Source organism: Streptomyces achromogenes (assembly GCF_030816715.1).
GTDB lineage: Bacteria > Actinomycetota > Actinomycetes > Streptomycetales > Streptomycetaceae > Streptomyces > Streptomyces achromogenes_A.
Genome location: NZ_JAUSYH010000001.1, coordinates 826,647 through 850,482 on the forward strand (window position 1 = coordinate 826,647; position 23,836 = coordinate 850,482).

At 73.4% G+C, this 23,836-nt stretch carries 23 protein-coding genes and 2 pseudogenes; 10 read left to right on the plus strand and 15 right to left on the minus strand.

What is annotated here, in order from left to right; translation table 11 throughout:
* The first annotated feature begins 66 nt into the window (after positions 1-66).
* Positions 67-2,130, plus strand: a complete 2,064-nt coding sequence (locus QF032_RS03705) for a SpoIIE family protein phosphatase (RefSeq protein WP_307039938.1) — start codon at positions 67-69, stop codon at positions 2,128-2,130.
* 159 nt (positions 2,131-2,289) lie between these two features.
* Entirely contained in the window at positions 2,290-2,979 is a 690-nt protein-coding gene (locus QF032_RS03710) for a hypothetical protein (RefSeq protein WP_307060147.1), read from the plus strand.
* Here the strand turns inward: QF032_RS03710 and QF032_RS03715 are convergent.
* The gene (locus QF032_RS03715) at positions 2,972-3,811 is read right to left on the minus strand and encodes a putative protein N(5)-glutamine methyltransferase (protein ID WP_373430289.1); all 840 of its coding nucleotides are present in this window, start codon (positions 3,809-3,811) and stop codon (positions 2,972-2,974) included. The two genes, QF032_RS03710 and QF032_RS03715, sit on opposite strands and share 8 nt — an antisense overlap.
* 253 nt (positions 3,812-4,064) lie before the next feature.
* Here QF032_RS03715 and QF032_RS03720 point away from each other — a divergent pair, with 253 nt between their 5' ends.
* The 5 genes from QF032_RS03720 to QF032_RS03740 all read left to right on the plus strand — a co-directional run bounded on the left by QF032_RS03720 (position 4,065) and on the right by QF032_RS03740 (position 8,732).
* Entirely contained in the window at positions 4,065-4,490 is a 426-nt protein-coding gene (locus QF032_RS03720; protein ID WP_307054873.1) for a MarR family winged helix-turn-helix transcriptional regulator, read from the plus strand.
* 168 nt (positions 4,491-4,658) lie between these two features.
* On the plus strand, positions 4,659-5,246 hold the full coding sequence (locus tag QF032_RS03725; RefSeq protein WP_306954927.1) for an Rv1733c family protein: 588 nt from the start codon (positions 4,659-4,661) through the stop codon (positions 5,244-5,246).
* An 87-nt stretch (positions 5,247-5,333) separates the two neighbouring features.
* Positions 5,334-6,302: an acetylxylan esterase gene (locus tag QF032_RS03730; RefSeq protein WP_306954926.1), complete on the plus strand. Its 969-nt coding sequence runs from the start codon at positions 5,334-5,336 to the stop codon at positions 6,300-6,302.
* Positions 6,303-6,471: 169 nt separating this feature from the next.
* A complete protein-coding gene (locus QF032_RS03735; RefSeq protein ID WP_307039945.1) occupies positions 6,472-7,638 on the plus strand; it encodes a serine hydrolase domain-containing protein in 1,167 nt (388 codons plus the stop codon).
* 320 nt (positions 7,639-7,958) lie between these two features.
* Positions 7,959-8,732 carry a GntR family transcriptional regulator gene (locus tag QF032_RS03740; RefSeq protein ID WP_307039947.1) on the plus strand — a complete coding sequence of 258 codons (774 nt, stop codon included), beginning with the start codon at positions 7,959-7,961 and terminating at the stop codon, positions 8,730-8,732.
* Here QF032_RS03740 and QF032_RS03745 read toward each other — a convergent pair.
* Together QF032_RS03745 and QF032_RS03750 are read right to left on the minus strand one after the other, a co-directional pair.
* Positions 8,710-9,480: a class I SAM-dependent methyltransferase gene (locus QF032_RS03745; RefSeq protein WP_307039950.1), complete on the minus strand. Its 771-nt coding sequence runs from the start codon at positions 9,478-9,480 to the stop codon at positions 8,710-8,712. The genes QF032_RS03740 and QF032_RS03745 overlap by 23 nt on opposite strands.
* A 5-nt stretch (positions 9,481-9,485) precedes the next feature.
* Positions 9,486-10,049: a PadR family transcriptional regulator gene (locus QF032_RS03750; protein WP_307054875.1), complete on the minus strand. Its 564-nt coding sequence runs from the start codon at positions 10,047-10,049 to the stop codon at positions 9,486-9,488.
* A gap of 80 nt (positions 10,050-10,129) precedes the next feature.
* Here QF032_RS03750 and QF032_RS03755 point away from each other — a divergent pair, with 80 nt between their 5' ends.
* The gene (locus tag QF032_RS03755) at positions 10,130-10,537 is read left to right on the plus strand and encodes a nuclear transport factor 2 family protein (protein ID WP_307054877.1); all 408 of its coding nucleotides are present in this window, start codon (positions 10,130-10,132) and stop codon (positions 10,535-10,537) included.
* 6 nt (positions 10,538-10,543) lie between these two features.
* On the opposite strand, the gene QF032_RS03760 is transcribed toward QF032_RS03755, so the two are convergent.
* Complete coding sequence (locus QF032_RS03760; RefSeq protein WP_307054879.1) at positions 10,544-11,443, minus strand: hypothetical protein; 900 nt, start codon at positions 11,441-11,443, stop codon at positions 10,544-10,546.
* 277 nt (positions 11,444-11,720) lie between these two features.
* On the opposite strand from QF032_RS03760, the pseudogene rho reads away from it, so the two are divergent.
* Positions 11,721-12,948, plus strand: a pseudogene (gene rho / locus QF032_RS03765) (transcription termination factor Rho); the annotation flags it as partial.
* Positions 12,949-13,034: 86 nt separating this feature from the next.
* Positions 13,035-14,414, plus strand: coding sequence for a D-alanyl-D-alanine carboxypeptidase family protein (locus QF032_RS03770; protein WP_307054881.1), 1,380 nt, complete (start codon positions 13,035-13,037; stop codon positions 14,412-14,414).
* A gap of 80 nt (positions 14,415-14,494) precedes the next feature.
* Here QF032_RS03770 and QF032_RS03775 read toward each other — a convergent pair whose 3' ends face one another.
* From QF032_RS03775 to QF032_RS03825, 11 genes and pseudogenes are all read right to left on the minus strand, one after another.
* On the minus strand, positions 14,495-15,433 hold the full coding sequence (locus QF032_RS03775; protein WP_307039961.1) for a glutaminase: 939 nt from the start codon (positions 15,431-15,433) through the stop codon (positions 14,495-14,497).
* A gap of 56 nt (positions 15,434-15,489) precedes the next feature.
* Positions 15,490-16,902, minus strand: a complete 1,413-nt coding sequence (aspA, locus tag QF032_RS03780; protein ID WP_307054882.1) for an aspartate ammonia-lyase — start codon at positions 16,900-16,902, stop codon at positions 15,490-15,492.
* A 292-nt stretch (positions 16,903-17,194) separates the two neighbouring features.
* Complete coding sequence (locus tag QF032_RS03785) at positions 17,195-18,211, minus strand: asparaginase (RefSeq protein ID WP_307049899.1); 1,017 nt, start codon at positions 18,209-18,211, stop codon at positions 17,195-17,197.
* 44 nt (positions 18,212-18,255) lie between these two features.
* Entirely contained in the window at positions 18,256-19,695 is a 1,440-nt protein-coding gene (locus QF032_RS03790; RefSeq protein ID WP_307039965.1) for an amino acid permease, read from the minus strand.
* On the minus strand, positions 19,692-20,369 hold the full coding sequence (locus QF032_RS03795; protein WP_306956222.1) for a FadR/GntR family transcriptional regulator: 678 nt from the start codon (positions 20,367-20,369) through the stop codon (positions 19,692-19,694). The genes QF032_RS03790 and QF032_RS03795 overlap by 4 nt, the downstream gene beginning before the upstream one ends.
* Before the next feature lie 164 nt (positions 20,370-20,533).
* Positions 20,534-21,370 carry an undecaprenyl-diphosphate phosphatase gene (locus tag QF032_RS03800; protein WP_306954906.1) on the minus strand — a complete coding sequence of 279 codons (837 nt, stop codon included), beginning with the start codon at positions 21,368-21,370 and terminating at the stop codon, positions 20,534-20,536.
* Positions 21,371-21,465: 95 nt separating this feature from the next.
* Complete coding sequence (gene crcB / locus QF032_RS03805) at positions 21,466-21,831, minus strand: fluoride efflux transporter CrcB (protein WP_307054884.1); 366 nt, start codon at positions 21,829-21,831, stop codon at positions 21,466-21,468.
* Positions 21,828-22,280 (minus strand): DUF190 domain-containing protein, encoded by a 453-nt coding sequence (locus QF032_RS03810; protein ID WP_307054887.1) that lies wholly within the window; start codon positions 22,278-22,280, stop codon positions 21,828-21,830. Before QF032_RS03810 ends, crcB (QF032_RS03805) begins: the two co-directional genes overlap by 4 nt.
* Positions 22,277-22,732 (minus strand): fluoride efflux transporter CrcB, encoded by a 456-nt coding sequence (gene crcB, locus QF032_RS03815; RefSeq protein WP_307039971.1) that lies wholly within the window; start codon positions 22,730-22,732, stop codon positions 22,277-22,279. The genes QF032_RS03810 and crcB (QF032_RS03815) overlap by 4 nt, the downstream gene beginning before the upstream one ends.
* 178 nt (positions 22,733-22,910) lie before the next feature.
* Positions 22,911-23,380: pseudogene (locus QF032_RS40550) on the minus strand (SMP-30/gluconolactonase/LRE family protein); the annotation flags it as partial.
* Positions 23,381-23,458: 78 nt separating this feature from the next.
* Entirely contained in the window at positions 23,459-23,746 is a 288-nt protein-coding gene (locus tag QF032_RS03825) for an ArsR family transcriptional regulator (protein ID WP_307054890.1), read from the minus strand.
* Positions 23,747-23,836: the final 90 nt, after the last annotated feature.

Here is a 23,836-nt window from a genome sequence, read left to right on the forward strand (position 1 = left end):
GGTAGAACAGGGGGAGTCGGCACGGGGGACGGCGTGCCGCATCGACGTGCGGAGGCGGTGCGTGGCATGAGCGAAGCCGGATCGTCCGCAGGCGACGGCGGCCCGAGCGGGCCCAGCGGACTGCTGGACATCCTCAACGTGGCCTCGGTGGTCCTCGACACCGAGGGCCGCATCGCGCTCTGGAGCCCCCAGGCGGAGGAGCTGTTCGGCTACTCGGCGCAGGAGGCGCTCGGCCGCTTCGCGGCCCGCGTGATGGTCCACGAACGGCACGTCGACCTGGTCGTGAAACTGTTCGCGGACGTGATGGCCACCGGCCAGAGCTGGGCGGGAGCGTTCCCCATCCGGCGCAAGGACGGCACCACCCGTCTCGTGGAGTTCCGCAACATGCGGCTGATGGACGACCGGGGCCGGGTCTACGCCCTGGGCCTCGCCGCCGACCAGACGACGGTGCGGCGGCTGGAGCGGAACGTCGCCATGGCCACCCGCATGGTCGCGCAGTCCCCCAACGGTCTCGCCGTCCTGGACACCGACCTGCGGTACGTCTCCGTCAACCCGGCCCTGGAGCGCATCAACGGGCTGCCGGCCGAGGAGCACATCGGCCGCACCGTCCGCGAGGTACTGCCCCGGCTGGACGCGGACGCCCTGGAGGCCGCGGCGCGCCAGGTGCTGGAGACGGGGGAGCCGCTCGTCGACCGGTCCACGACGGGCCGCACCCCCGCGGACCCGGACCAGGAGCACGCCTGGTCGCTCTCGCTGTACCGGCTGGAGGACGCCCGCGGCACGGTGCTGGGCGTGGCCGTCTCGGTCAGGGACGTCACCGACCGGCACCGGGCCGCCGTGGAGGCCGAGGCGGCACGCCGGCGGCTGGCCCTGATCGCCGACGCCTCCACCCGCATCGGCACCACCCTGGATCTGGAGCGCACGGCGCGCGAGCTGGCCGACGTGGCCGTGCCGGAGCTGGCGGACGTGGCCGCCGTGGATCTGCTCGACGCCGTGGTGGCGGGCCGGCGCACCAGCCTCGGGCCCGCCGAGTCGGCGGTGATCCGCGCCCTGGCGGTACGGGCCGTCGACGAGCCGGACGCGCTGCTGGCGGCCGACCAGCCCGGACAGGTGGCCGGTTACGCGCCCGACCGCCTCATCACCGAGTGCGTGCGCTCCGGCCGGCCGGTCATGGTGGCGCACGTCAAGGACGACGACCTCGGGCGCATCGCCCGCTCCCCGGACGCCGTGGGCCTGCTGGCCCGGGCCGGCGTGCACTCCTACCTCGCCGTGCCGCTCATCGCGCGGGGCGAGGTGCTGGGCGCCCTCGACCTCAAACGCACCCGCAACCCGCTGCCCTTCAGCCGCGACGACCTGCTGCTCGCCCGCGAGCTCGCCGCCCGCGCGGCCGTCCAGATCGACAACGCCCGCTGGTACCAGAACGCCCGCACCACCGCGCTCACCCTCCAGCGCAGCCTGCTGCCGAGCCATCCGACCGTCACCGGCGGCCTCGAGGTCGCCTCCCGCTACCAGCCCGCGGACGCCACCACCGAGGTCGGCGGCGACTGGTTCGACGTCATCCCACTGCCGGACGGCAAGACCGCGCTGGTCGTCGGCGACGTGATGGGCAGCGGCATCGACGCCGCCGCCGCGATGGGCCGGCTGCGCACCGCGACGACGACGCTGGCCTCGCTCGCCCTCGACCCGGCGGTGCTCCTGGAACACCTGGACCGGATCACCCAGGGCCTCGACCACTCCATCGCCACCTGCGTGTACGTGGTGCACGACCCCCGGCTGGGCAGGTGCCGGATCGCCAACGCCGGGCATCTGCCGCCGGCCCGGGTGCGCCCCGGACGCCCACCGGAGCTGCTCGACCTGCCGACCGGCGCGCCGCTGGGGGTGGGCGGCGTGGCGTTCTCCACCACCGACGTCGACTTCGCCCCCGGCGACCAGCTCGTGTTGTACACCGACGGCCTCGTGGAGACCCGCACCCACTCCCTGGACGAGCGTCTGGAGGCGCTGCTGGCGCTGCTCGACGACCCCGCGCGCCCGCTGGAGGAGGTCTGCGACCTGCTGCTCGGCGCGTTGCACCACCCCGACAACCACGACGACGTGGCTCTGCTGGTCGCGCGGGCGCTGCCCCGGCGGTAGCGGTCGGCGGTGGCCGCGAGGGGCGGGACCGGCCGCGCCCCGGCCGCGGCCGTGCCCGGTTCACAGCTTTTCGTCACCGGCTCCTCACCCCTCCCCCCGGACGATCACAGGGAGGCGTGTCCGTGACGCCGCCGTCGTGGCCGAGGAGCGTGAGCCGTGATGCAGCAGGCCGACAAGCCGGAAGAGACCCCTGACGAGACCGAGGTGCTCTCGGGGCCGGCCGACGCGGAGGAACGGAACCACTCTGGCCTGCGCCCGCCGTGGCGGCGCCGCTCGCCCCGCGCGCGGGCGGTGATCGCGGCGACGACCGTCGCGGTCCTGGCGCTCGGCGGCACCGTCGCCTACGCGGCCGCCTCGGACGGCTCCGGCGGCCCGCCCTCCGCGTCGCCGTCCGGGTCCTCCTCACAGGGGCCCGGCGAGCGGCACGGCCACCACGGCCCGTGGTTCGGCTTCGGCGGCGACGCGGCCCACGGCGAGGCGACCGTGAAGGACCCCGACACCGGCGACTGGGTGGTGCGCGTCCGGCAGCGGGGCACGGTGCAGAAGGCGGACGACGGCCGGATCACCGTCCGGAGCGAGGACGGCGCCACGTGGACCTGGAAGCTCGGTGCCGACGCCACCGCGTCCGCCCACGGGTCCTCCGGAGCCGCCGCGGCCGGGAAGGGCGACACGGTGTCCGTCGTCGGGTCCCGCTCCGGCGACGCCTGCACGGCCGACCGCGTGCTGTCCGGCTCCGCCGGCGAACATGGCCGGGACGACCGGCACGGCGGCTTCCCCGGGCACGGCCCCTGGGGCCGCGGGCGCGACGACCGCTCCCCGGGCCCCACGGACGGCAGAGCGGCTAGCTGACCCGGGTCCCGACGACGACGTGGGCGTACAGTTCCTCGTCCCGCGCCACCCGCACCGTCAGACCGCCGCGCGCGAACGCCTCGACCGCGGCCGGCGCCTGACGCTCACTGGTCTCCACCAGCAGGCAGCCGCCGGGGGCCAGCCAGCATCGCGCCTGGGCGGCGACCCGGCGCAGCACGTCCAGTCCGTCGCCGCCGCCGTCGAGGGCGGCGAGCGGTTCGTGCTCGCGGGCCTCGGCCGGCAGCAGCGGGACCTCACCGGTGGGGACGTACGGCACGTTGGCGGCCAGGATGTCGACCCGGCCGCGCAGCCGGTCCGGCAGCGCCGCGAACAGGTCGCCCGTGTGCACGTGTCCGCCGTGGCCGGCGATGTTGCCCCGGGCGCAGCGCACCGCCGCCGGATCGATGTCGGCGGCGTGCAGCTCGACCTGCCCGAGTGAAGCGGCGAGCGCGGCGCCGACCGCGCCGGAGCCGCAGCACAGGTCGACGACGACGGACGCGTGCGGCGCCGCGGCGAGCGCCTGGTCGACGAGGAACTCGGTGCGACGGCGGGGCACGAAGACGCCCGGCTCGACGCGGACGCGCAGACCGTGGAACTCGGCCCAGCCGACGACGTGTTCCAGGGGCAGGCCCGCGGCACGCCGCCGTGCCATGGCGGCGGCCTCGTCCGGCGTCCGGGCGGCGGCAAGGATCAGCTCCGCCTCCTGCTCGGCGAAGACGCATCCGCCGGCGCGCAGAACGGCGACGAGGGCGTCACGGGAGAGGGCGGGAGGGGAGGAGGAGGGCGGCGCGGAAGCCGCGTCGGGCGGGAAGGGCGAAGACATGGGAGGCATGGAGCCAGGGAGCCTTTCGGGATCCGAAGGGCGCTCCCTCGACCGCCTACGAACGGCGGCTGACGCCGTCACGGGAGGAGAGCACCCGACCTGACACTGCGGTAATGGGTCTCACCCCCTCGCCCTCGCGCGACTGGGGACCTCCGCAGCCGGACGGCCACCCTACCCCAACGAGGAGCCGCTCCCCGGAGCACCGAGCGCACCCCGAGTTGTACTGTGCAACCAGACGGATGCGGGAGCGCGGGGAGTGGCCATGCAGGAAGCCGAGGCCGTGGAGACCATCCAGCACGAGATGACGGTCTTCGCGCGGCGGGCGCGGGCCGCGGCGGGCCGGCTGCACCCCGAGCTGTCGCTGGTGTCGTACACGCTGCTCGGTCATCTCGAGGAGAGCGGCGGCTGCCGGGCGACCGACCTCGCCGCGCACCACGCGCTGGACAAGTCCACGGTCAGCCGCCAGGTCGCCGCACTGGAGCGGACCGGTCTGATCGAACGGCGTGAGGACCCCGAGGACCACCGCGTCCTGGTCCTCCACCTCACCGACGCCGGCCGCCGCATCCTCGCCCAGGTCACCGAGAGCCGCCGCACGGCCTTCCGCCGACGGCTCGCCGGGTGGCCGCGGGAGGACCTGGAGCGGTTCGCGGAATACCTAGAGCGGTACAACGCGTGGACCGCCCCTTGAGCCGTCCCGGACGGGCGGATCCGGCGCGAGAGCGAACGCCGCCGCGTCCGGGCGCGGGCGGGGACGAGTCGTCGGCGAGCCGTCGTGAACGATGCGTGAAAGCATGTACTCCAAACGGGGCAAGACCCCCATGGGGGCACTCGTCCGCGTGACGGCGAGGAGGTCGACATGCGAACCCGGGTGCGTGGCTGGCGCTGGCGGCGCAATCCGTTGCGGCGCCGTTCGGACGTCGTGGAGGCGTGGGCGACGCTCGTCGTCGCCGTGCTGCTGCTCGTCGCCGCGCCCCTGGCCGGAGCGGTGGCCGGCCAGTGGGCCCATGACGACGCGCAAACGGTCGCGTCCCGGCAGCAGGCCGACCGTCACCGGGTGCGGGCCCAGGTGGTCGGCGGCATGCCGCAGACGATGCCGTCGGTGGAGGGCGGCCGGCAGCAGACGGTCCGGGCGACCGTGCGCTGGACGCCGCCGGGCGAGCCGGCCCGCACGGCCGCCGCCCGGGTGCCGGCGGGCACCCGCCAAGGACAGACGGTGGACGTGTGGTTCGACGCGCACGGCCACAGCGTCGCCCCGCCGCCGAACAGCACGATGGTGTGGCAGCAGACCCTCACCATGGGCCTGTGCGTGGCTGGCGGCGCGGCCGTCACGGTCCTGCTCGGGCACGCCGTGGTCCGTCGGCTGGCCATGCGGCGCCGGCTGGGCGAATGGGAGCGGGAATGGGCGCGCACCGAACCGCAGTGGAGCCGGCGCCGGCCCGCCTGACGCGCACGGGTGGGGGCTGGCGGGCCTTCCCGCCGTCACCGTACGGTGTGATCATTCGTACGGGCACTTAACAAAAGGCGGTCCTTCATGCCCCTGTTCGACCTGTCGCTCGAAGAGCTCCGCACGTACCGCAGCGCCTCGGCCGAGCCGGAGGATTTCGACGCGTTCTGGTCCAAGACCCTCCAGGAAGCCCGCGAGCACGACCTGGACGCCCGCTTCGAGCCGGTCGACACGGGCCTTGCCACGGTGCAGGTGTACGACGTCACGTTCGCCGGGTTCGGCGGTCACCCGGTCAAGGGCTGGCTGACGCTGCCCGCCGGGACGGCGCAACCGCTGCCGCTGGTGGTGGAGTTCGTCGGCTACGGCGGCGGGCGCGGTCTGCCGCACGAGCACCTGCTGTGGGCGTCGACGGGACGCGCGCACTTCATCATGGACACCCGCGGCCAGGGCAGCGCGTGGGGCGGCGGGGGCGGCACCGCGGACCCGGTGGGCGGCGCGCCCTCGTACCCCGGATTCATGACCCGGGGCATCGACGACCCGGAGAACTACTACTACCGCCGGGTGTACACGGACGCGGTGCGCGCGATCGAGGCGGCCCGCTCGCACCCGCTCACCGACGCCTCGCGGACCGTGGCGATCGGATCGAGCCAGGGCGGCGGCATCACGATAGCCGTGGGCGGTCTGGTGCCGGACCTCGTGGGCATCGCGCCGGACGTGCCGTTCCTGTGCGACTTCCCGCGCGCCGCGACGCTGACGGACCGTCACCCCTACCGTGAGATAGGCCTGTTCCTCAAGACGCACCGCGGCCGCACACAGGACGTGCTGCGCACCCTGTCGTACTTCGACGGCGTGCACTTCGCCGCCCGCGGCGCGGCGCCCGCGCTGTTCTCGGCGGCGCTCGAGGACCAGACCTGCCCGCCGTCGACGGTGTTCGCCGCCTTCAACGCGTGGGCGCACGACGACAAGGCGATCGAGGTGTACGACTTCAACGACCACGAGGGCGGCGGCCCCTACCAGCAGGCGGCCAAGCTGCGCTGGCTGCGCGCGTACGCCTGAGCGGCCCGGGCCCGGGCCCGCCGGCGCGGATCCGGGCCCGACCGGCGGCGGGCGCCGATACCCCGGGGGGTCGCTCCGACCGCTTCCCTCCAGTCCGACCAGTCGGTACGTTCGGTGGGTCCGGGCCACACAGTCGCGGTCCGGGGTTCCGGCGGACCACGGAGGACCCATGTCCGAGCACGTGTCACAGGTTCACGGCCACTGCGATCCGCGGTTCGCCGCGCTGCGCATCGCCTTCGAGGAGAACTTCCGGGAGCGCGGCGAACTGGGCGCCGCGGTGAGCGTCACGGTCGACGGGGTGACGGTGGCCGACCTGTGGAGCGGCTGGGCCGACGCCGCCCGCACCCGGCCCTGGGAGCGGGACACCCTGGTCAACGTCTGGTCCACCTCGAAGGGACCGACGGCACTGTGCGCGCACATCCTCGCCGACCGGGGCCTGCTCGACTTCGACGCGCCGGTGGCCGCCTACTGGCCGGAGTTCGCCGCGGCGGGCAAGGAGCGGGTCCTGGTACGGCATCTGCTGTCCCACCGCGCGGGTCTCGCGGGGCTGCGCGAACCGCACGCGCTCGACCAGCTCTACGACTGGGAGCTGACCGCCGGGCGCCTCGCGGCCATGGAGCCCTGGTGGGAGCCGGGCACCCGGTCCGGCTATCACGCGCTCACCTACGGATTCCTCGTCGGGGAGGTCGTACGGCGGGTGTCGGGGCTGCTGCCGGGGGCCTTCCTGGAGCGGGAGGTGACCGGCCCGCTGGGCGTCGACTTCACCATCGGGCTGCCCGAGAAGGAGTCCGCACGGGCCGCCGAACTGGTGCATCCGCCCGCCGCCACGTCCAGTGAACAGGCGGCCGTCTTCAGCCAGTTGACCCCCGCGGCCATCGCCGCGCTGACCAACCCACCGGCGGGCGCCGCCGAGGCCAACTCGGCCGCGTGGCGGGCCGCGGAGATCCCGGCCGCCAACGGCCACGGCACCGCCCGGGCGGTCGCCGCGCTCTACGGGATCCTCGCCGGCCGCGGCACGTACGGCGGCCGGCGCGTCCTGTCCCCCGAGGCCGCCGAGCGGGTGCGCGAGGGCCAGGGCAGCTGCCGGGACCTGGTGCTGGGGGCCGGATTCGCGCACGAGACGGAGATCGGGCTCGGGCTCTGGCTCAGCGGCCCGAACGGCTCCTACGGACCCAACCCGCGTGCTTTCGGACACGACGGCTTCGGCGGCTCCTGCGGGCTCGCGGACCCCGAGGCCGGCGTGTCGCTCGGATACGTCATGAACCGCATGGGCCCGCACATCGCCGACGACCCGCGGAAAATGGCGCTGGTGGACGCCCTCTACGGCGCGTTGTGAACGGCGCCCCCGCACGGCTGTGACATGGCCGCCCGGAGGGCGGCACGCGGCACGAGTGCCGGGAGGGCGGCATGCCGCGCGGTCGCCCGGGGGCTCGCCCCGCGGGTGGCGTCGCCGGCACGAAGGCCGGATGCCGGCGGGTCGGGACGGCGGCGCGGGGGTGCGGCGAAGGCGGGTGGGCGGACGCGCGACGGAAACGGGCGGTTCGGTTTCGGCCGATCACGCGGCCCGCTCTTCCCTACTGGTTTAGACCAATGCTAGATCTGGTGGCGCACCGATTCCGTCCGACTACGGCACGTCACTCACAGGAGGCGCGCGGCATGGCCCGCAGCACCACCCTCGTCCCCCCGTCCGCCACCCCGTCCGCCGACGACCGGCCCCTGTACCGGCGGGTCGCGGCGGAGCTGTTCGGTGAGCTGCGCGAGACCGTCGCGCCCGGCGAACGGCTGCCGAGCGAGCGCCGGCTGGCCGGGCGCTTCGGCGTCAGCAGAGAGACCGTGCGGCAGGCGCTGGAGGTGCTGCGCCGCGACGGTCTGATCGAGACCGACCGGCGGGGCAGCCGCGTCGCCCCGCCGGGCGGCCCGTCGCCGGGAGGGTCTGCGGCCGGCGGCCCGTCGTTCCTCGCCTTCCCGGTGGGCGCGCCGTCCGCGGGCGATGTCCCGGCGACGGCGCGGACCGCGGTCAGCTGGGAGCCGCCGCCGCCCGAGCACGCCGAGGCGCTCGGACTCGCCCCGGACCGGCCGACGCTGGTGCACCGCTACGAGTCCGCCGACGCCGACGGCTGCGGCCTGCGCACGGCCGTCACGTCCTTCTCCGCGGTGGCCGTGGCGGAGGTCGCGGAGCTCGCCCGCTACCGGGACCGCGTCGGCGCGGGCGGCGCCGCGCAGCTCGGGCGCGCCTACGACTGGATGCGCCGGGCGGGCCTGACCCTGCACCACCGGGACTGCATCACCCACCTCGACGACGCGCCGTCGATGCGGGTGACGCGGCGGGTGCACGACCAGTACCGGCGCCCCCTGGAGATCACCGACCTGGTGGTGGACACCCGGCGGGAGGCGCTGGTCTACACGTTCACGCTGCCGGCGGCCGGGTGACCCCGTCCGGCTCGTCGCCGCCCGGGGCGGCCCGTCGCGCCTCGACCAGGCGGACCCGTGGGCTGCCGTCGCTCCGGGCCCCGAACCCGGGCAGGGCGCGCAGCTCCACGTGGAATCCGGCCCGCGCCAGTTCGCGCCGCACCTCGCCGAGCCGGAAGGCCCGGTAGTACATCACGAACGGCGGCCGCCACAGGGCGTTGCGCAACCGCATCGCGGCGTCGAAGCCGAGGAGCACCCAGTACAGCGGGGAGGACGGCGCGGGCGGGGCGACGACCGGGAACGCGAAGCGGCCACCCGGCCGCAGCGCGGTGTGCACCTGGGCGAACAGGCCCGGCAGCTCCCGGGGCAGGAAGTGCCCGAACGCGCCGAAGCTGACGACGAGGTCGAAGCGGGCCGTGAACGGCAGGGCACGGGCGTCCGCGCGCACCCAGGACACCCGCGGGCCGGCCGCCGTGGGCCGCCGCCGCGCCTCGTCGAGCATGCCGGCGCTGAAATCGACGCCGGTCACGCTGGACCGGCACACCGTCGCCAGGACGTCCACCCCGGCGCCCGTGCCGCAGCACAGGTCGAGGCCGTCCTCGTAGGGTCCGGTGTCCTTCAGCGCCGCGGCGACCGCGTCGAGGACGGAGTCCGGGGTGCGGAACGGCGTGTGGTCGAACTTCGGAGCGAGGAGGTCGTAGCCGTGCTCGACGGACGACAGAGCCTGGACGGCGAGTTCGCGCAGCGTGGGGCCTTCGGGGCTGAACATCGGCGTCAGCCTGCGGCCGTGCGCCGTTCGAGGAGCTCCAGGGCTCGCTCGCACCAGCGGAGGTTCGTCTCCTCGAAGGCGATGCCGCCGAGCAGGGTCAGATAGGGCCCGATCCGCTCGGCCTCGCCGAGGTACTCGTCCTCGGTACGCCCGTCGAGGAGGCGGTCGCGGATCCGCTCGTAGCGTTCGACTTTGCCGCGCGACCAGCTCATGCGCTCCTCGATCAGCTCGCGCGTCGCCGCGGGGTCCGCGCCGTCCATCGCCTGGATCTTGACCATGAGCTCGTCGCGCAGGGCGGTGGGCCGGCGGGGCGGGACGGCGGCGAAGGCGCTCAGATCCTCGCGGCCCGCCCCGGTGAGGGTGAACAGGCGCTTGTCGGGCCGGCGCTCCTGCCGTACCACCCGTGCCTCGATCAGGCCGTCCTGGGCGAGGCGCTCCAGTTCGCGGTAGAGCTGCTGCGGGGTCGCCGGCCAGAAGTTCGCGAGGGAGACGTCGAAGATCTTCGACAGCTCGTAACCCGAGGCCTCGCCCTCCAGAAGAGCGGCCAGGACGGCGTACTTGAGGGACATGTGGACACGGTAGCAGCAGGTGATTATTCTCAGTCGCACCTAATCAACAAATTTACTATCGATGCGAACGAGGAGATCCGATGCGCGCATTCCGCGAGGCGGTCGAGGCCGGCGATCTCGAGGCCGTCGAGGCACTGCTGTCCGACGACGTGGTCTTCACCAGCCCGGTCGTCTTCAAGCCCTACCCGGGCAAGGCGATCACGGCGGCGATCCTGCGCGCGGTGTCGCAGGTCTTCGAGGACTTCCGGTACGAACAGGAGCTGGAGGGCGGCGAAGGGCGCGACCACGCCCTGGTCTTCACGGCGCGGGTGGGGGAACGCCGGCTCAGCGGCTGCGACTTCATCCACGTCGACGACCACGGCCTCATCGACGAACTGACGGTCATGGTCCGCCCGTTGTCCGGCGCACAGGCCCTGGCGGCGGCCATGGGCGCGCGGTTCGACGACATCGCGAAGGAGGTGGAGGCGCGGACGGCCTCCACCTCCTGAGGGGCGTCAGTCCTTGAGCTCGGCGAGCGTGGCCCGCGAGTCGGTCTTCAGCCAGCCCGACACCTCGTCGAGCGTCGGCGGGTCCTTGTCGGTGCTGTACGAGGAGTAGTAGGCGCTGTAGCTCATCGTGTAGGTCACCCAGCCGTCGCGCACGGCTAGCGTGGCGTAGAGCGAACCGCTCGACGAGGAGGACGTGGTGTCGTCACTGACGAGATAGGCCTCGTCGCCGATGCCCGTCACCGTGTCCACGTCGTAACCCGAGTGGCTCTCCGAGTAGTTCTTCCAGGTGGCGGTGAACTCCGGGCCCGGGTCGGTCTTCTTGTGCAGGTCCAGCTGGACGTACAGATACGCGTCCGCGTAGCTCGAGCCCGTCTTCTTCAGGCTGAGGTTGCACAGCACCTCGTCGAGGGCGTCGTCCCCGAGGCTGTTGTGGGTCGGGGTGCTGTCGTTCGCCGCGTACTCCGACTGGAAGGACGCGTAGTCGGTGGAGTTGCACAGGTTGGCAGGCGCCGAGTAGCCGCGCAGGTCGACGTCGGACCCGGCGGGGATCAGGAAGACGCCCGCCGCCCACGCGGCCGACGCCACCACCGCGCCGACGGCGGCCCACAGGACCGCCCGCCCTGCACGGCCGCCGGTCGGCGGCGGCGGCGCTCCGACGGCCGGATAGGGGCCCGGCTGGGCATACGGGTTGCCCGGCTGCGGCTGCGGCGGCTGCACCAGGGGCCCGACCAGGGTCGGCTGGGCGTAGACGCTCTGGGCCGAGGGGGCGGCGGGCGCCGCCGGGGGGAACCCCAACGGCCCGCCGGGGGCGGGTGACTGCGGATTCGGATAGGGATACGCGCTCGGCTGGGCCGGCGCCCCGGACGGCGGCTCCGGCTGCTGCGGAGGCTGAGGCGGCGTGGACATGACGTGAAGATAATGCACACATAGCAGTCAAGTCCGGTGCCGTCACGGATCGTTACCCTCTGAGGACATCTGCGGCAAACCACGGAAGAATCCATACGCGCCGAACGGCGTGCTACAGTGCGAATGGCACTTGTGTACGCCCCTTTCGAGGCGCCGGTGCCGATTCCTTCTCCGCCCGCCGGACCACCCGCCGTTCCCGGCCGGTGCGGCGGCCTTTCCGCACCACCTCGTCGACGGGGAACAGCTCCGTCGTGACAGGTGTCGTTCCCGCCGCCCGAGGCGCGTCCCGCGCCCTTCTCCCGCGGCTGCTCCCCCCTCTCGCACGTCCCGTGCCTCCGTCCGTGAAAGGACACGCCACCATGACCGCCCCCACTCTCGAACAGCCCTCCGTCCACCAGCAGCCCCCGGTCCGGATCGCCGTCGGCGTCCTCGACGTCGACGCGGGCGGCAAGGGGCGCCTTCGCCCGCTCGACTGCCTGCCCACCCCGGACGACGTCCAGGTGTCCGCGGCGCTGATCCGCCGTCACGGCCTGCGCACCGGTGACCTCGTCGAAGGGGTGCGCGGCGCCCAGCGCACCCTGACCGAGGTGGCCCGCGTCGACGGGCGCACCCCCGGTGAGCTGCGCGGCCGCCGCCACTTCCGCGACCTCACCCCGCTCCACCCGCACCGGCGGCTGCGCCTGGAACACCCCGCGGCCGGCCTCGCCGGGCGGGTCACCGATCTCCTCGCGCCCGTCGGCAAGGGCCAGCGCGGGCTGATCGTCGCCCCGCCCAAGACCGGCAAGACCGTGCTGCTCCAGCAGTTCGCCGCCGCCGTCGCCGGCAACCACCCCGAGGCCCGGCTGATGGTCCTGCTGCTCGACGAGCGGCCCGAGGAGGTCACCGACATGCGGCGCTCCGTGCGCGGCGAGGTGTACGCCTCGACCTTCGACCGGGCGCCCCGGCAGCACATCGCCCTCGCCGACCTGGTCGTCGAGCGGGCCAAACGGCTCGTCGAGGCCGGCGAGGACGTCGTGATCCTCCTCGACTCGCTGACCCGGCTGTGCCGGGCCCACAACAACGCGGCCGCCGCCGGGGGCCGCACCCTCAGCGGCGGCGTCGACGCGACCGCGCTGATCGGCCCGAAGCGGTTCTTCGGCGCGGCCCGCTCGGCGGAGGAGGGCGGGTCGCTCACCATCCTCGCGACCGCCCTGGTCGAAACGGGCTCCCGCGCCGACGACTTCTACTTCGAGGAGCTGAAGAGCACGGGCAACATGGAGCTCCGCCTGGACCGCGAACCGGCCTCCCGGCGGGTCTTCCCCGCGGTCGACGTCAACGGCTCCGGCACCCGTCGCGAGGAACTGCTGCTCTCCCCGGCCGAGTCGACCGCCGTGCGCGGTCTGCGCCGGGCGCTGCAGACCGCGCACGGCCAGACGAACCTGGAGACGCTCCTGGAACGGCTGCGCCAGACCCCCGACAACGCCGCCTTCCTGCGGCTGATCCAGCCGACCCTGCCGACCGGCTGAGGGGCGGTACCCCATTGGGGTGCTCACCGGGCCGCCTTCGGCACGGGCGGCACGAGGGAGAGCGCCACCGTTCCTAGGTTGTTCGTATGACGATCGGATTCTCCTCCCGGGTCGCTCTCTCGGCCGGCGTGTTCTGTGCGGCAGGCGCCCTGGCCCTCGGTCCCGTCGCAGCCCTCGCCCCGGCCGCGGCCGACCCGGGCCCCCCCGGCCGCCCCGGCCCGGCCCCCGCGGCGGCCGGCGCCCGTGCCGGCGGCGCCGGGCCCCACGCCGCACGCGCGCAGGCGTTGCGGAGCTCGGTGCTGTACCGCTCGGGCGTCCAGGTGAGGCCGCACGACGGCGTACCCGACGTGCCGGACGTCTCGGCGCTGTCCTGGCTGGTCTCCGACGCCGACACCGGCGAGGTCCTCGCCGCGTCGAACGCCCACCGCAAGCTGCCCCCGGCCAGCACGCTCAAGACCCTGTTCGCCCTCACGGTGCTGCCGGTGCTGCCCGCCGGCCTGCGGCATCGGGTCACCGAGGAGGAACTCTCGGGCATCGGGCCGGGCAGCAGCCTGGTCGGGGTCGCCGAGGGGCAGACGTACTCGATCGCCGACCTGTGGCGCGGGGTGTTCCTCAACTCCGGCAACGACGCCGTGCACGTACTGGCGGCCCTCAACGGCGGCTGGAGCGCCACGACCGCCCGCATGCAGGAGAAGGCCCGCTCCCTCGGCGCGCTGGACACCCACGTGCGCTCCCCCGACGGCTACGACACGCCCGGCCAGGTGTCCTCCGCGTACGACCTCGCGGTCTTCGGCCGGGCCGGGCTGCGCAACGCCGACTTCGCGCGCTACTGCGGCACGGCGGAGGCGACGTTCCCGGGCGGCGACGGATGGTCGTACGGCATCGCCAACACCAACCGGCTGCTGACCGGGCACGACGGCGTCGAACCGTACGCCGGGCTCATCGGGATCAAGAACGGCTACACCAGCAAGGCCGGCAACACCCTGGTGGCAGCCGCCCGCCGGGACGGGCACACCCTCGTGGTGACGGTGATGAACCCTCAGGCCGGCGGCGGACACGCGGTCTACGAGGAGGCGCGGGAGCTGCTCGACTGGGGGTTCGAGGCGGCCGGCCGGGTCGACCCGGTGGGCTCGCTCGACGCACTGCGCACCGCGCCGCCTCCCGCAGCGGGACCGCAGGCGGCGCCCACCCCGGCATCCACCCCGGCGTCCGCGCAGACTCCCCCTCAGGCCCCCGCGGCGACGCCGGGTTCCACGGCGACGCCCGGCTCCACGCCGGCGGCCCGGACATCCACCCCCTCCAGGACGCGGACAGGAACGGAGACGCGGGCCGCGGCCGCCTCGGCGGACCTGTCAGGGCGTCTGGGATGGCCGGCTGCGGCGAAGATCGCCGGCGCGGCCGTCCTGGGCGGCGCGGCGGTGGCGCTGGTGCTGAGAGGCGCACGCCACCGGTTCACCCGCGACTGACCTGCACCGGCCACGGCCCGTCCCGCCTCGACCGACCCGCGCCGGCCACGCCCCGCCCGTGCCGCTCGGGCGACGCGAGGTCAGAAGACGGACAGTCCCGTGAGTGTCGTGAACCGGTCGAGCGCGGCCACTCCCGCCACCGAGTTGCCGTGCTCGTCCAGGCCCGGACTCCACACGCACAGCGTGCAGCGGCCCGGCACGACCGCGATGATGCCGCCGCCCACGCCGCTCTTGCCGGGCAGGCCGACCCGGTAGGCGAACTCACCGGCGGCGTCGTACGTGCCGCAGGTCAGCATGACCGCGTTGACCTGCTTGGCCTGGCTCCGGGTGAGCAGCCGGGCGCCGTCGGCGCGCACGCCGTGCCGGGCGAGGAAACCGGTCGCCAGGGCGAGGTCGGCGCAGGAGGCGGTGAGGGAGCACTGCCGGAAGTACTGGTCGAGCAGGACCTGCACCTCGTTGTCGATGTTGCCGTACGACGCCATGAAGTGGGCGAGGGCGGCGTTGCGGTGACCGTGCGCGGCCTCGGAGGCGGCGATCTCCTCGTCGAAGTCGAGCCCGGGGTTGGCGCTCTCGGCCCGCAGGAACTCCAGCAGCTCTTGGGACGCGTCTCCGCTGCGGGTGTGCAGGCGGTCGGTGACCACCAGCGCGCCGGCGTTGATGAACGGGTTGCGCGGGATGCCTCCCTCGTACTCCAGTTGCACCAGGGAGTTGAAGGGGTTGCCCGAGGGCTCCCGGCCCACGTGCTCCCAGAGTTCGTCGCCCTCACGGGCCAGGCCGAGCGCGAGGGTGAAGACCTTGGTGAGGGACTGCGTGGAGAACGGCTCCCGCCAGTCCCCCACGCCGTACACCGTGCCGTCCGGCTCCGCGACGGCCATGCCGAAGCGGCGCGGGTCGCAGGCGGCGAGCGCCGGGATGTAGTCGGCGGGCCGGCCGCGGCCGGGGGTGCGCTCGATCTCCTCGGCGATGCGCTCCAGAACCGGCTGGAAGGCGAGGGACGACGTCGTTGTCATGATCACCATTGTGCCTCCGTGCCGGTCCTGGCGCGTTCGTCGCAGGTCGTAGGGGGTCGGCCGGGTCAGGCCAGGGCGTGCCCGCTGCCCGCCAGCACCTCGGGGCGCAGCAGACCGGCGAGGCGTTCGGCGGGCAGCAGCCCCTTCTCCAGGACGAGTTCGGCGACGCCGCGGCCGGTGACGAGGGCCTCCTTGGCGATCTCGGTGGCCGCCGTGTACCCGATGTGCGGGTTGAGGGCGGTCACCAGGCCGATGGAGTTCTCCACGCTCGCGCGCAGCACCTCGGTGTTGGCGGTGATGCCGTCCACACAACGCTCGGCGAGAGTCAGGCAGGCGGCGCGCAGATGGGTGATGGACTCCGACAGGGAGTGCAGGATGATCGGCTCGAAAGCGTTCAGCTGGAGCTGTCCCGCCTCCGCGGCCATGGTGATCGTGACGTCGTTGCCGATCACCTCGAAGGCGACCTGGTTGACCACCTCCGGGATCACCGGATTGACCTTGCCGGGCATGATCGACGAACCCGCCTGCACCGGCGGCAGGTTGATCTCCCCCAGGCCCGCGCGCGGCCCCGACGACAGCAACCGCAGGTCGTTGCAGCTCTTCGACAGCTTGACCGCGATCCGCTTCAGGACGCCGGACATCTGCACGAACGCGCCGCAGTCCTGGGTGGCCTCGACCAGGTTCGCCGCGGTCACCAGCGGCAACCCCGTGATCCGCGCGAGGTGGCCGCGGGCCGACTCCGCGTACCCGGCGGGCGCGTTGAGACCGGTGCCGATCGCCGTCGCCCCCAGGTTGATCTCATGGACCAGCTCGACGGCCTCGGCGAGACGGCTGCGGTCCTCGTCGACCATGACGGCATACGCGGAGAACTCCTGCCCGAGCGTCATCGGCACCGCGTCCTGCAACTGGGTACGGCCCATCTTCAGCACCTCGCGGAACTCGACGGCCTTGCGGCCGAAGGCGTCCTGGAGGACGGCCATCGCGTCGAGCAGTCCGCGCACCGCGAACACCGTCGCCACCTTGACGGCCGTCGGATACACGTCGTTGGTGGACTGGCCGAGGTTGACGTCCTCGTTGGGGTGCAGGTACCGGTACTCCCCCTTCGCGTGGCCCAACAGCTCCAGCGCCCGGTTGGCGATCACCTCGTTGGCGTTCATGTTGGTCGAGGTCCCCGCGCCGCCCTGGACGACGTCCACGACGAACTGGTCGTGCAGCTTCCCCGCGCGGATCTCACGGCACGCGGCGACGATCGCGGCCGCCTTCTCCGGCTCCAGCAGACCCAGCTCCTCGTTGGCGAGGGCGGCGGCCTCCTTGACCGCGGCGAGGGCCTCGACGAGATGCGAGTAGGTGGAGATCGGCGTCCCGGTGATGGGGAAGTTCTCCGTGGCGCGCAGGGTGTGCACGCCCCAGTACGCCTCGGCGGGAACGTCCCGGTCTCCGAGCAGGTCGTGTTCGCTGCGAGTGACGGCGGTGGTCATGAGGGGGCGACCTCTTTCTGAGGCTGGCGCTGAGGGTGGAGGTGCGAAGGAGGCGGAGTCGGGTGGCGGCCGGCTCGGGCGGTACGGGGTGGCGTCCGCCCGAGCCGGTCGGGTGCCGTCCGGTGGTGACCGGAGCGGCGGTTCGGCAGCCGGGCGCGAGTGCCGGCCGGGCCTGCGGTGGGAGGAACGGCCGGTGGGAGCCGGCGGTCCGCCGGTGGGAGCCGGCGGTCCGCCGGTGGGAGCCGGCGGTCCGCCGGTGGCCACCGCGCACACTCGGTGGCCACCGGAGTTGTCAGGCGCAGGCCCGCACGGTGACCGGGTCCAGCGCGCGAGCGGTTCGGATGCGGCCCACGGGTTCGCCGCCGCCGAGGAGGGGCTCGCCCGCGAACCCGGTGAGCAGGCGCGGGTCGACGCCCGCTCGGGCGAGGGCGGCCGCGGTGACCGGGACCCGGGCGCGGTTCGCCCCGTCGGAGATCTTGACGGCGACGGCGCGGCCGTCGGGGAGCGCGGCGACCTCGACACCCTCGAAGCCGTCCTTGGCGAGCAGCCCGGGCACGGCGTGCATCAGGGCCGCGACGTCCCGGCCGGCGCCGGAGGCCATCTCGGGGTGGGCGCGCATCGCGTCGGCCACGCGTGCCTCGGGGGTGCCGGGCGCGGAGGCGGTGACGCGGGAGACTGCCCGGGCGAGGCCGTGCAGGGAGACGGAGAACAGGGGGGCGCCGCACCCGTCGACGGTGACCCGGGCGATGCGCTGCCCGGTGAGGTCCTCGACGATCTCGGCGATCGCCTGCTGGAGCGGGTGCGCCGGGTCGAGGTAGCCGTCGAGGGACCAGCCGTTGAGCTTGCAGGTGTAGAGCATGGCCGCGTGCTTGCCGGAGCAGTTCTGGGCCAGGCGGGAGGGCTCGCGGCCCTCGCGTATCCAGCCGTCGCGGACCGCCGGGGCGTACGGCAGGTCCTCGACGTTGCGCAGGTCGTCCTCCGTGACGCCCGCCAGTTCGAGGATGCGCCGGGTCCCGGCGAGGTGGCGTTCCTCGCCGGAGTGGCTGGCCGCCGCGAGCGAGAGGAGCTCGCCGTCGAGCGGCAGCCCGGCCCGGACCATGGCGACGGCCTGGACGGGCTTGAGCGCCGAGCGCGGGTAGAAGGCGGCCTCGACGTCGCCGAGCTGGAGTTCGACGGCGCCGCCCGCGCCGAGGACGACGACGGAGCCGTAGTGGACGCCCTCGGTCACCCCGCCGCGGACCAGGTGGGCGACGGGCGCGTGGAGGGGTTCGCGGATCACGGGGGCGTCGGCGAGGGAACTGCTGTACATCACTGCCTGCATCACTGGTGGGTGGTCGGCGGCCGGCGACGGGGTCACGCGTCGGCCTCGGACGAGGTGCGGGCGAGGTTGCGGCGGATGGCGTACCACCCGGCGACCAGGGCCGCGGCGATCAGCGGCAGGCACAGCACGGTGGTGCGTCCGGCGCCGCCGTCGGCGTACATGAGGACCAGGACCGAGGCGAGGAAGAGCAGCGTCACGAGTTCGGTCCAGGGGGAGCCCGGCAGCCGGTAGCCGGGGCGGGTCAGCTCGCCCTTCTGGGTCTTCTGCCAGAAGAGGAGGTGACAGATCATGATCATGCCCCAGGTGGCGAGGATGCCGATCGCCGCGAAGTTCAGGACGATCTCGAAGGCGCTCGCCGGGACGACGAAGTTCAGGCCGACGCCGAGGACGCAGATGCCGCTGGTGAGCAGGATGCCGCCGTAGGGGACCTGACTGCGGCTCATGACCGAGGTGAACTTCGGCGCGGAGCCCGACATCGCCATGGAGCGCAGGATGCGGCCGGTGGAGTACAGGCCGGAGTTGAGCGAGGACATGGCCGCGGTGAGGACGACGAGGTTCATGACCCCGCCCGCCGCCGGGATGCCGACGTTGGACAGGACCGTCACGAAGGGGCTCTCGCCGGAGGTGTACTTGTTCCACGGCAGCAGCATCGACAGCAGGACCACCGAGCCGACGTAGAACAGGCCCACCCGCCACATGATCGAGTTGATGGCCTTCGGCACGATCTTCTCGGGGTTCTCGGTCTCGCCGGCGGCGACGCCGACCAGTTCGACGGAGGCGTAGGCGAAGACGACGCCCTGGATGATCAGCAGCATGGGCAGCAGGCCGCTCGGGAAGAGGCCGCCGTTGTCGCTGATGAGGGAGGGGCCGGGGGTGGCGCCGTCCACCGGGTGCTGGGTGACCAGCAGGTAGATCGCGATGCACATGAAGATCACCAGGGCGCTGACCTTGACGATGGCGAACCAGAACTCCAGCTCGCCGAAGATCTTCACGGAGATCAGGTTCACGGTGAGGACCACGGCCAGGGCGATGAGCGCGATCACCCACTGGGGTATGTCGGAGAACATGCCCCAGTAGTGCGTGTAGAGGGCGACCGCGGTGATGTCGGCGATGCCGGTGGTGGCCCAGTTCAGGAAGTACATCCAGCCGGCCGTGTACGCGCCCTTCTCGCCCATGAACTCGCGGGCGTAGGACACGAAGGCTCCGGACGAGGGGCGGTACAGGACGAGTTCGCCCAGGGCGCGCACGACGAGGAAGGCGAAGATCCCGCAGACCGCGTAGGCGATGAAGAGGGAGGGTCCGGCGTCGGCGAGCCGGCCGCCGGCGCCGAGGAACAGGCCGGTGCCGATGGCCCCGCCGATGGCGATCATGTTGACGTGGCGGGACTTCAGCGACTTGCTGTAGCCCTCGTCTCCGGCGTCGACGTGAGGGGTGGAGGGTCGCGTCTCGTCTTTGAGGTGCTGGTCGCTCACGCCTCGGGTCCGCCTTCCAGGGGGGCGTCCGTGCCGGCGGCGCGGACGATGTCGGTGAGGGTGGTCTCGACGCGGTCGAGGTGGTGGCTCATGGCCTCCACGGCGTCGGTCTCGGAACCGTCGATCAGCGCTTCGACGATCGCCCGGTGCTCGCGGTTGGACTGTTCGCGCCGCCCGCCCAGTTCGTTGAGGAAGGCCGACTGACGCGCCAGTGCGTCCCGGATCTCCTCGATGACCCGGCGGAAGACCGGGTTCTGGGCGGCTTCGGCGACGGCCAGGTGGAAGAGGGTGTCCATCGCGACCCACGCGGTGGTGTCCGTCTCCCGTTCCATGCGCTCGAGCAGATGGGCGAGGTGGTCCAGGTTCTCCGCGGTGCGACGCCGGGCCGCGTACCCGGCGACCGGGATCTCCACGTGGCGGCGCACCTCGAGCAGATCGCTGGCCGCGTAGTCGCCGAAGGTGGGGTCCTCGACGGTGTTGGCGACCACGAAGGTGCCCTTGCCGGTCTTGGCGACCGTCAGGCCCATGGTCTGCAGGGCGCGCAGCGCCTCCCGCAGCACGGGCCGGGAGACCTCGAGGGTGCGGCAGAGCTCCGCCTCGGAGGGGAGCTTGTCGCCGATGGCGTACTCGCCGCGTTCGATGGCGCCGCGGAGGTGGGTGAGCACCGCTTCCATGGCGCTGACGCGCCGCGGGATCCGACCACCTGTCTGGCTGTCTGACAGGTTCACGAGACAGATACTCCGGGTGGTCCGAGGGCCCTGTCAAGGCGGCTGAAGACAAAAATTCAGGGGCGGGCGGCCTGTACGGCAACGCCCGCCCCCGCCGAGGGTCCGGCGGCTCAGCTGTCGAGGACCCCGGATGCCAGCAGCCCGAACAGGGCCAGTCCGACGACGATCCGGTAGACGACGAACGCGTTGAAGGAGTGCTTGGCGACGAACTTCAGCAGCCAGGCGATGGAGGCGTAGGCGACCACGAAGGACACCGCCGTGCCGACGGCCAGGGGGGCCGCGCCGGCGCCCGTGCCCAGGGCGTCCTTCAGCTCGTAGATGCCGGCGCCGGTGAGGGCGGGGATGCCGAGGAAGAACGACAGGCGGGTGGCGGCGACCCGGTCCAGGTCCAGGATGAGCGCGGTGGACATGGTCGCGCCGGAACGGGAGAACCCCGGGAACAGCAGCGCGAGGATCTGGGAGCTGCCGACGAGCATCGCGTCCTTGAACGAGGTGTCGTCCTCGCCCCGCTTGTGCCGGCCCATCTGGTCGGCCGCCCACATCACACCGCTGCCGACGATGAGCGAGCCCGCCACCACCCACAGCGAGGCCAGCGGTCCCTCGATCAGCGGCTTGGCGGCGAGGCCCACGACGACGATCGGGATGGTCGCGTAGATCACCCACCAGGCGAACCTGTAGTCGTGGTGGTGGCGCTCCTCGCGGTCGCGGAGCCCGCGGAACCAGGCCGACACGATCCGCACGATGTCCTTGCGGAAGTACACGAGCACCGCGGCGATCGCCCCGACCTGGATGACGGCGGAGAACCCGACGACGGCGTCGTCGTCGACCGGGATGTTCATCAGCCCCTCGGTGATCTTCAGATGACCGGTGGAGGAGACGGGGAGGAACTCGGTCACTCCCTCGACGGCTCCGAGGACGACGGCCTGGCCGACGGAGATGGCGCTCATGGAATCCAGTTCTGAGGAGACGAATCGGTCGACGGCGTGGTGGACGCCCCGGTGTCGGAGACAGTCCTACCAGGCCCGGGTCGTGGCGGACGTCTTCACGACCACGCCCACTGCCCGAGGGCGACCCCGGCGAACGCCGCCCCCAGGCCCACGAACACACTCCCGACGGCGTTGGCGACCGCCTGCGGTCCGGCCCCTGTCTCGGTCAACCGCAGCGTCTCGTACGAGAACGTGGAGTACGTGGTCAGCGCCCCGCACAGCCCCGTCCCCAGGAACAACCGCAGGTCGGGGCCGACCGTCGCGGCGCCGGTCAGCGTACCGAGGATCAGGCAGCCGACGACGTTGACGAGGAAGGTCCCCCAGGGGAAGACGGAGTCGTGCCGGGACTGCACCGCGCGGTCGGTCAGGTAGCGCAGCGGCGCGCCGATCATGCCGCCGGCGACGACCACCAGCCAGTTCACAACGAGTTCTTACCCTTCATGCCCGAATCGTCCGGCCGGCCGCCACGTCTTCCGCCCCCGTCCCCGTCCGCGCCCCCAACCCCGTCCGCGTCCCCGTCTCCGTCCGCGCCGGAGCCCCGGCGGGTGCGTCCGAGGACTCGGCACTCGTCGAGGACCACCAGCCCGTCCGTGACCAGCTCGTCGAGCTGCGGCAGGAAGGCCTCCACGCGTTCCGGCGTGTCGACGATCACGACGGCGACGGGCAGGTCCTCGCTGAGCGAGAGCAGTCGCGAGGTGTGGATCAGCGAGGACGCGCCGAAGCCCTCGACGCCGCGGAAGACGCTGGCTCCCGCGATACCGGCCGCGTGGGCGCGGTGCACGATCTCCGAGTACAGGGGCCTGTGCCGCCAGGTGTCGTTCTCGCCGACGAAGACGGTCAGCCGCAGGGCGCCGCCGGTGAGGCGGGTCATCGCCGCCCCCGCGAGAGGACACCGCGGGTCGCCGTGGCAGCCAGCCACACGGCGGCGAGCGCCGCGGCGAGGGTCGCGGCGAGGTAGGCCAGGGCGGTGCCGGTGCGGCCCGCGTCGAGCAGCTTCTGGATGTCGACGGCGTACGTCGAGAAGGTGGTGAAGCCGCCGAGCACCCCGGTGCCGAAGAACGGCCGCACCAGCCGGTGGGCCGTCATGACCTCGGTGATCACCACCAGGAAGACGCCGATCACCGCGCAACCGACCACGTTCACCCAGAACGTCGTCCAGGGGAAGCCGCCGGCCCCGGTGGGCCACCGCAAGGCCGCGGCGTACCGGGCGGCGGCGCCGACGCCACCGCCGAGGGCCACTACGGCGACCACCGGGAGCTGACCCGAGCGGGCGGTCCTGCGCGGGGCCCCGGTACGGAGGCCCTGGGCGTGTGGGGCTGTCATGTCGTCACGTCTCCTGCCCGGTCCGCCCGCCCCGCCGGATCCCGAGTGATCACGGCCGGGCACCAGGGTAGCGCCGTCACACCCGCGCCTTGCGGCGGATCGCGCCGGAGGAGGGCCGGTCGCATGAGCGCCGCGACCGTGCCGCGCCCCGCGCCGGCGGCGCGATCGGGTCCGGCGGCTATTCCGACGCCCGTGCTCGGCACGCCTGGATCACGGACGCCTCGCAGATCGCGATGCCCCGCTCCCACAGGCTGCCCAGGACCAGCCTGCCGCCGGTCCCGCAGGCGCTGGTGACCACGCGGAAACCGGAGCGGCGCCGGGTGAGCCGGTGCAGGACCCGGCCGTCGTCGTCGATCGCGAGCACGCCTGTCGTCCCGGAGGGGCGGACGTGCAGGGCGAGGCGGGCGGCGCGGCGGCGACGGCGGGGCCCGCGCGGCGCAGCAGGCCGAGCGGGGGGACGCGCGGCCCGGCCGGCGCCACCCGGACCGGGCCGTCCGGCGTGCCGCGCCCCATGTCGTCCGGGAAGCCGGGCAGGTTGCCGGCGAGCGGTTCGGCCTGTCCGGCCCGGGGGCCGGTGAGCCGGAAGCGGGTGAGTCGGCGGCCGCCGGTCCCGGCGACGATCAGACACGAGTCGTCGCCGGCGCGCGCTGTGCTCGACGATGTCGCCCATCCGGTCCCGCAAGGGATGGGGCCGTGCGGTGGTCCCTGCGGTCCCTCCCACATCCGTCACCAGCCCTTCTCGAACATGCGGGCCACTTCGGCTATGCGCATCTCGTCGCGTCGGTAGTAGGTGCGGCGTCCGACGCGCTTGGCGCGCAGCAGGCCGACGCCGGCGAGCAGGGCGAGGTGGCTGTCGGCCACCCGGCGGCACACGCCGAGTTTCGCCGCGACGACGTCCGCGGCGACGCCGTCCTGGACGACGTCGCCGTGCCGCGGCCGCGGAAAGTGCCGGGCCGGCTCCTTCAGCCACTCCAGGATGTCGAGTCGCCGCTCACTCGCGGGAATCCTCAGCATCGTCGTCCCCTCCGTCCGAGCCTCCTCGTACCGCGTCGTCCCACTCTTCCGCAGTCGGGCCCGCCGTGTCCCGAACTCCGCGAGCCTCGT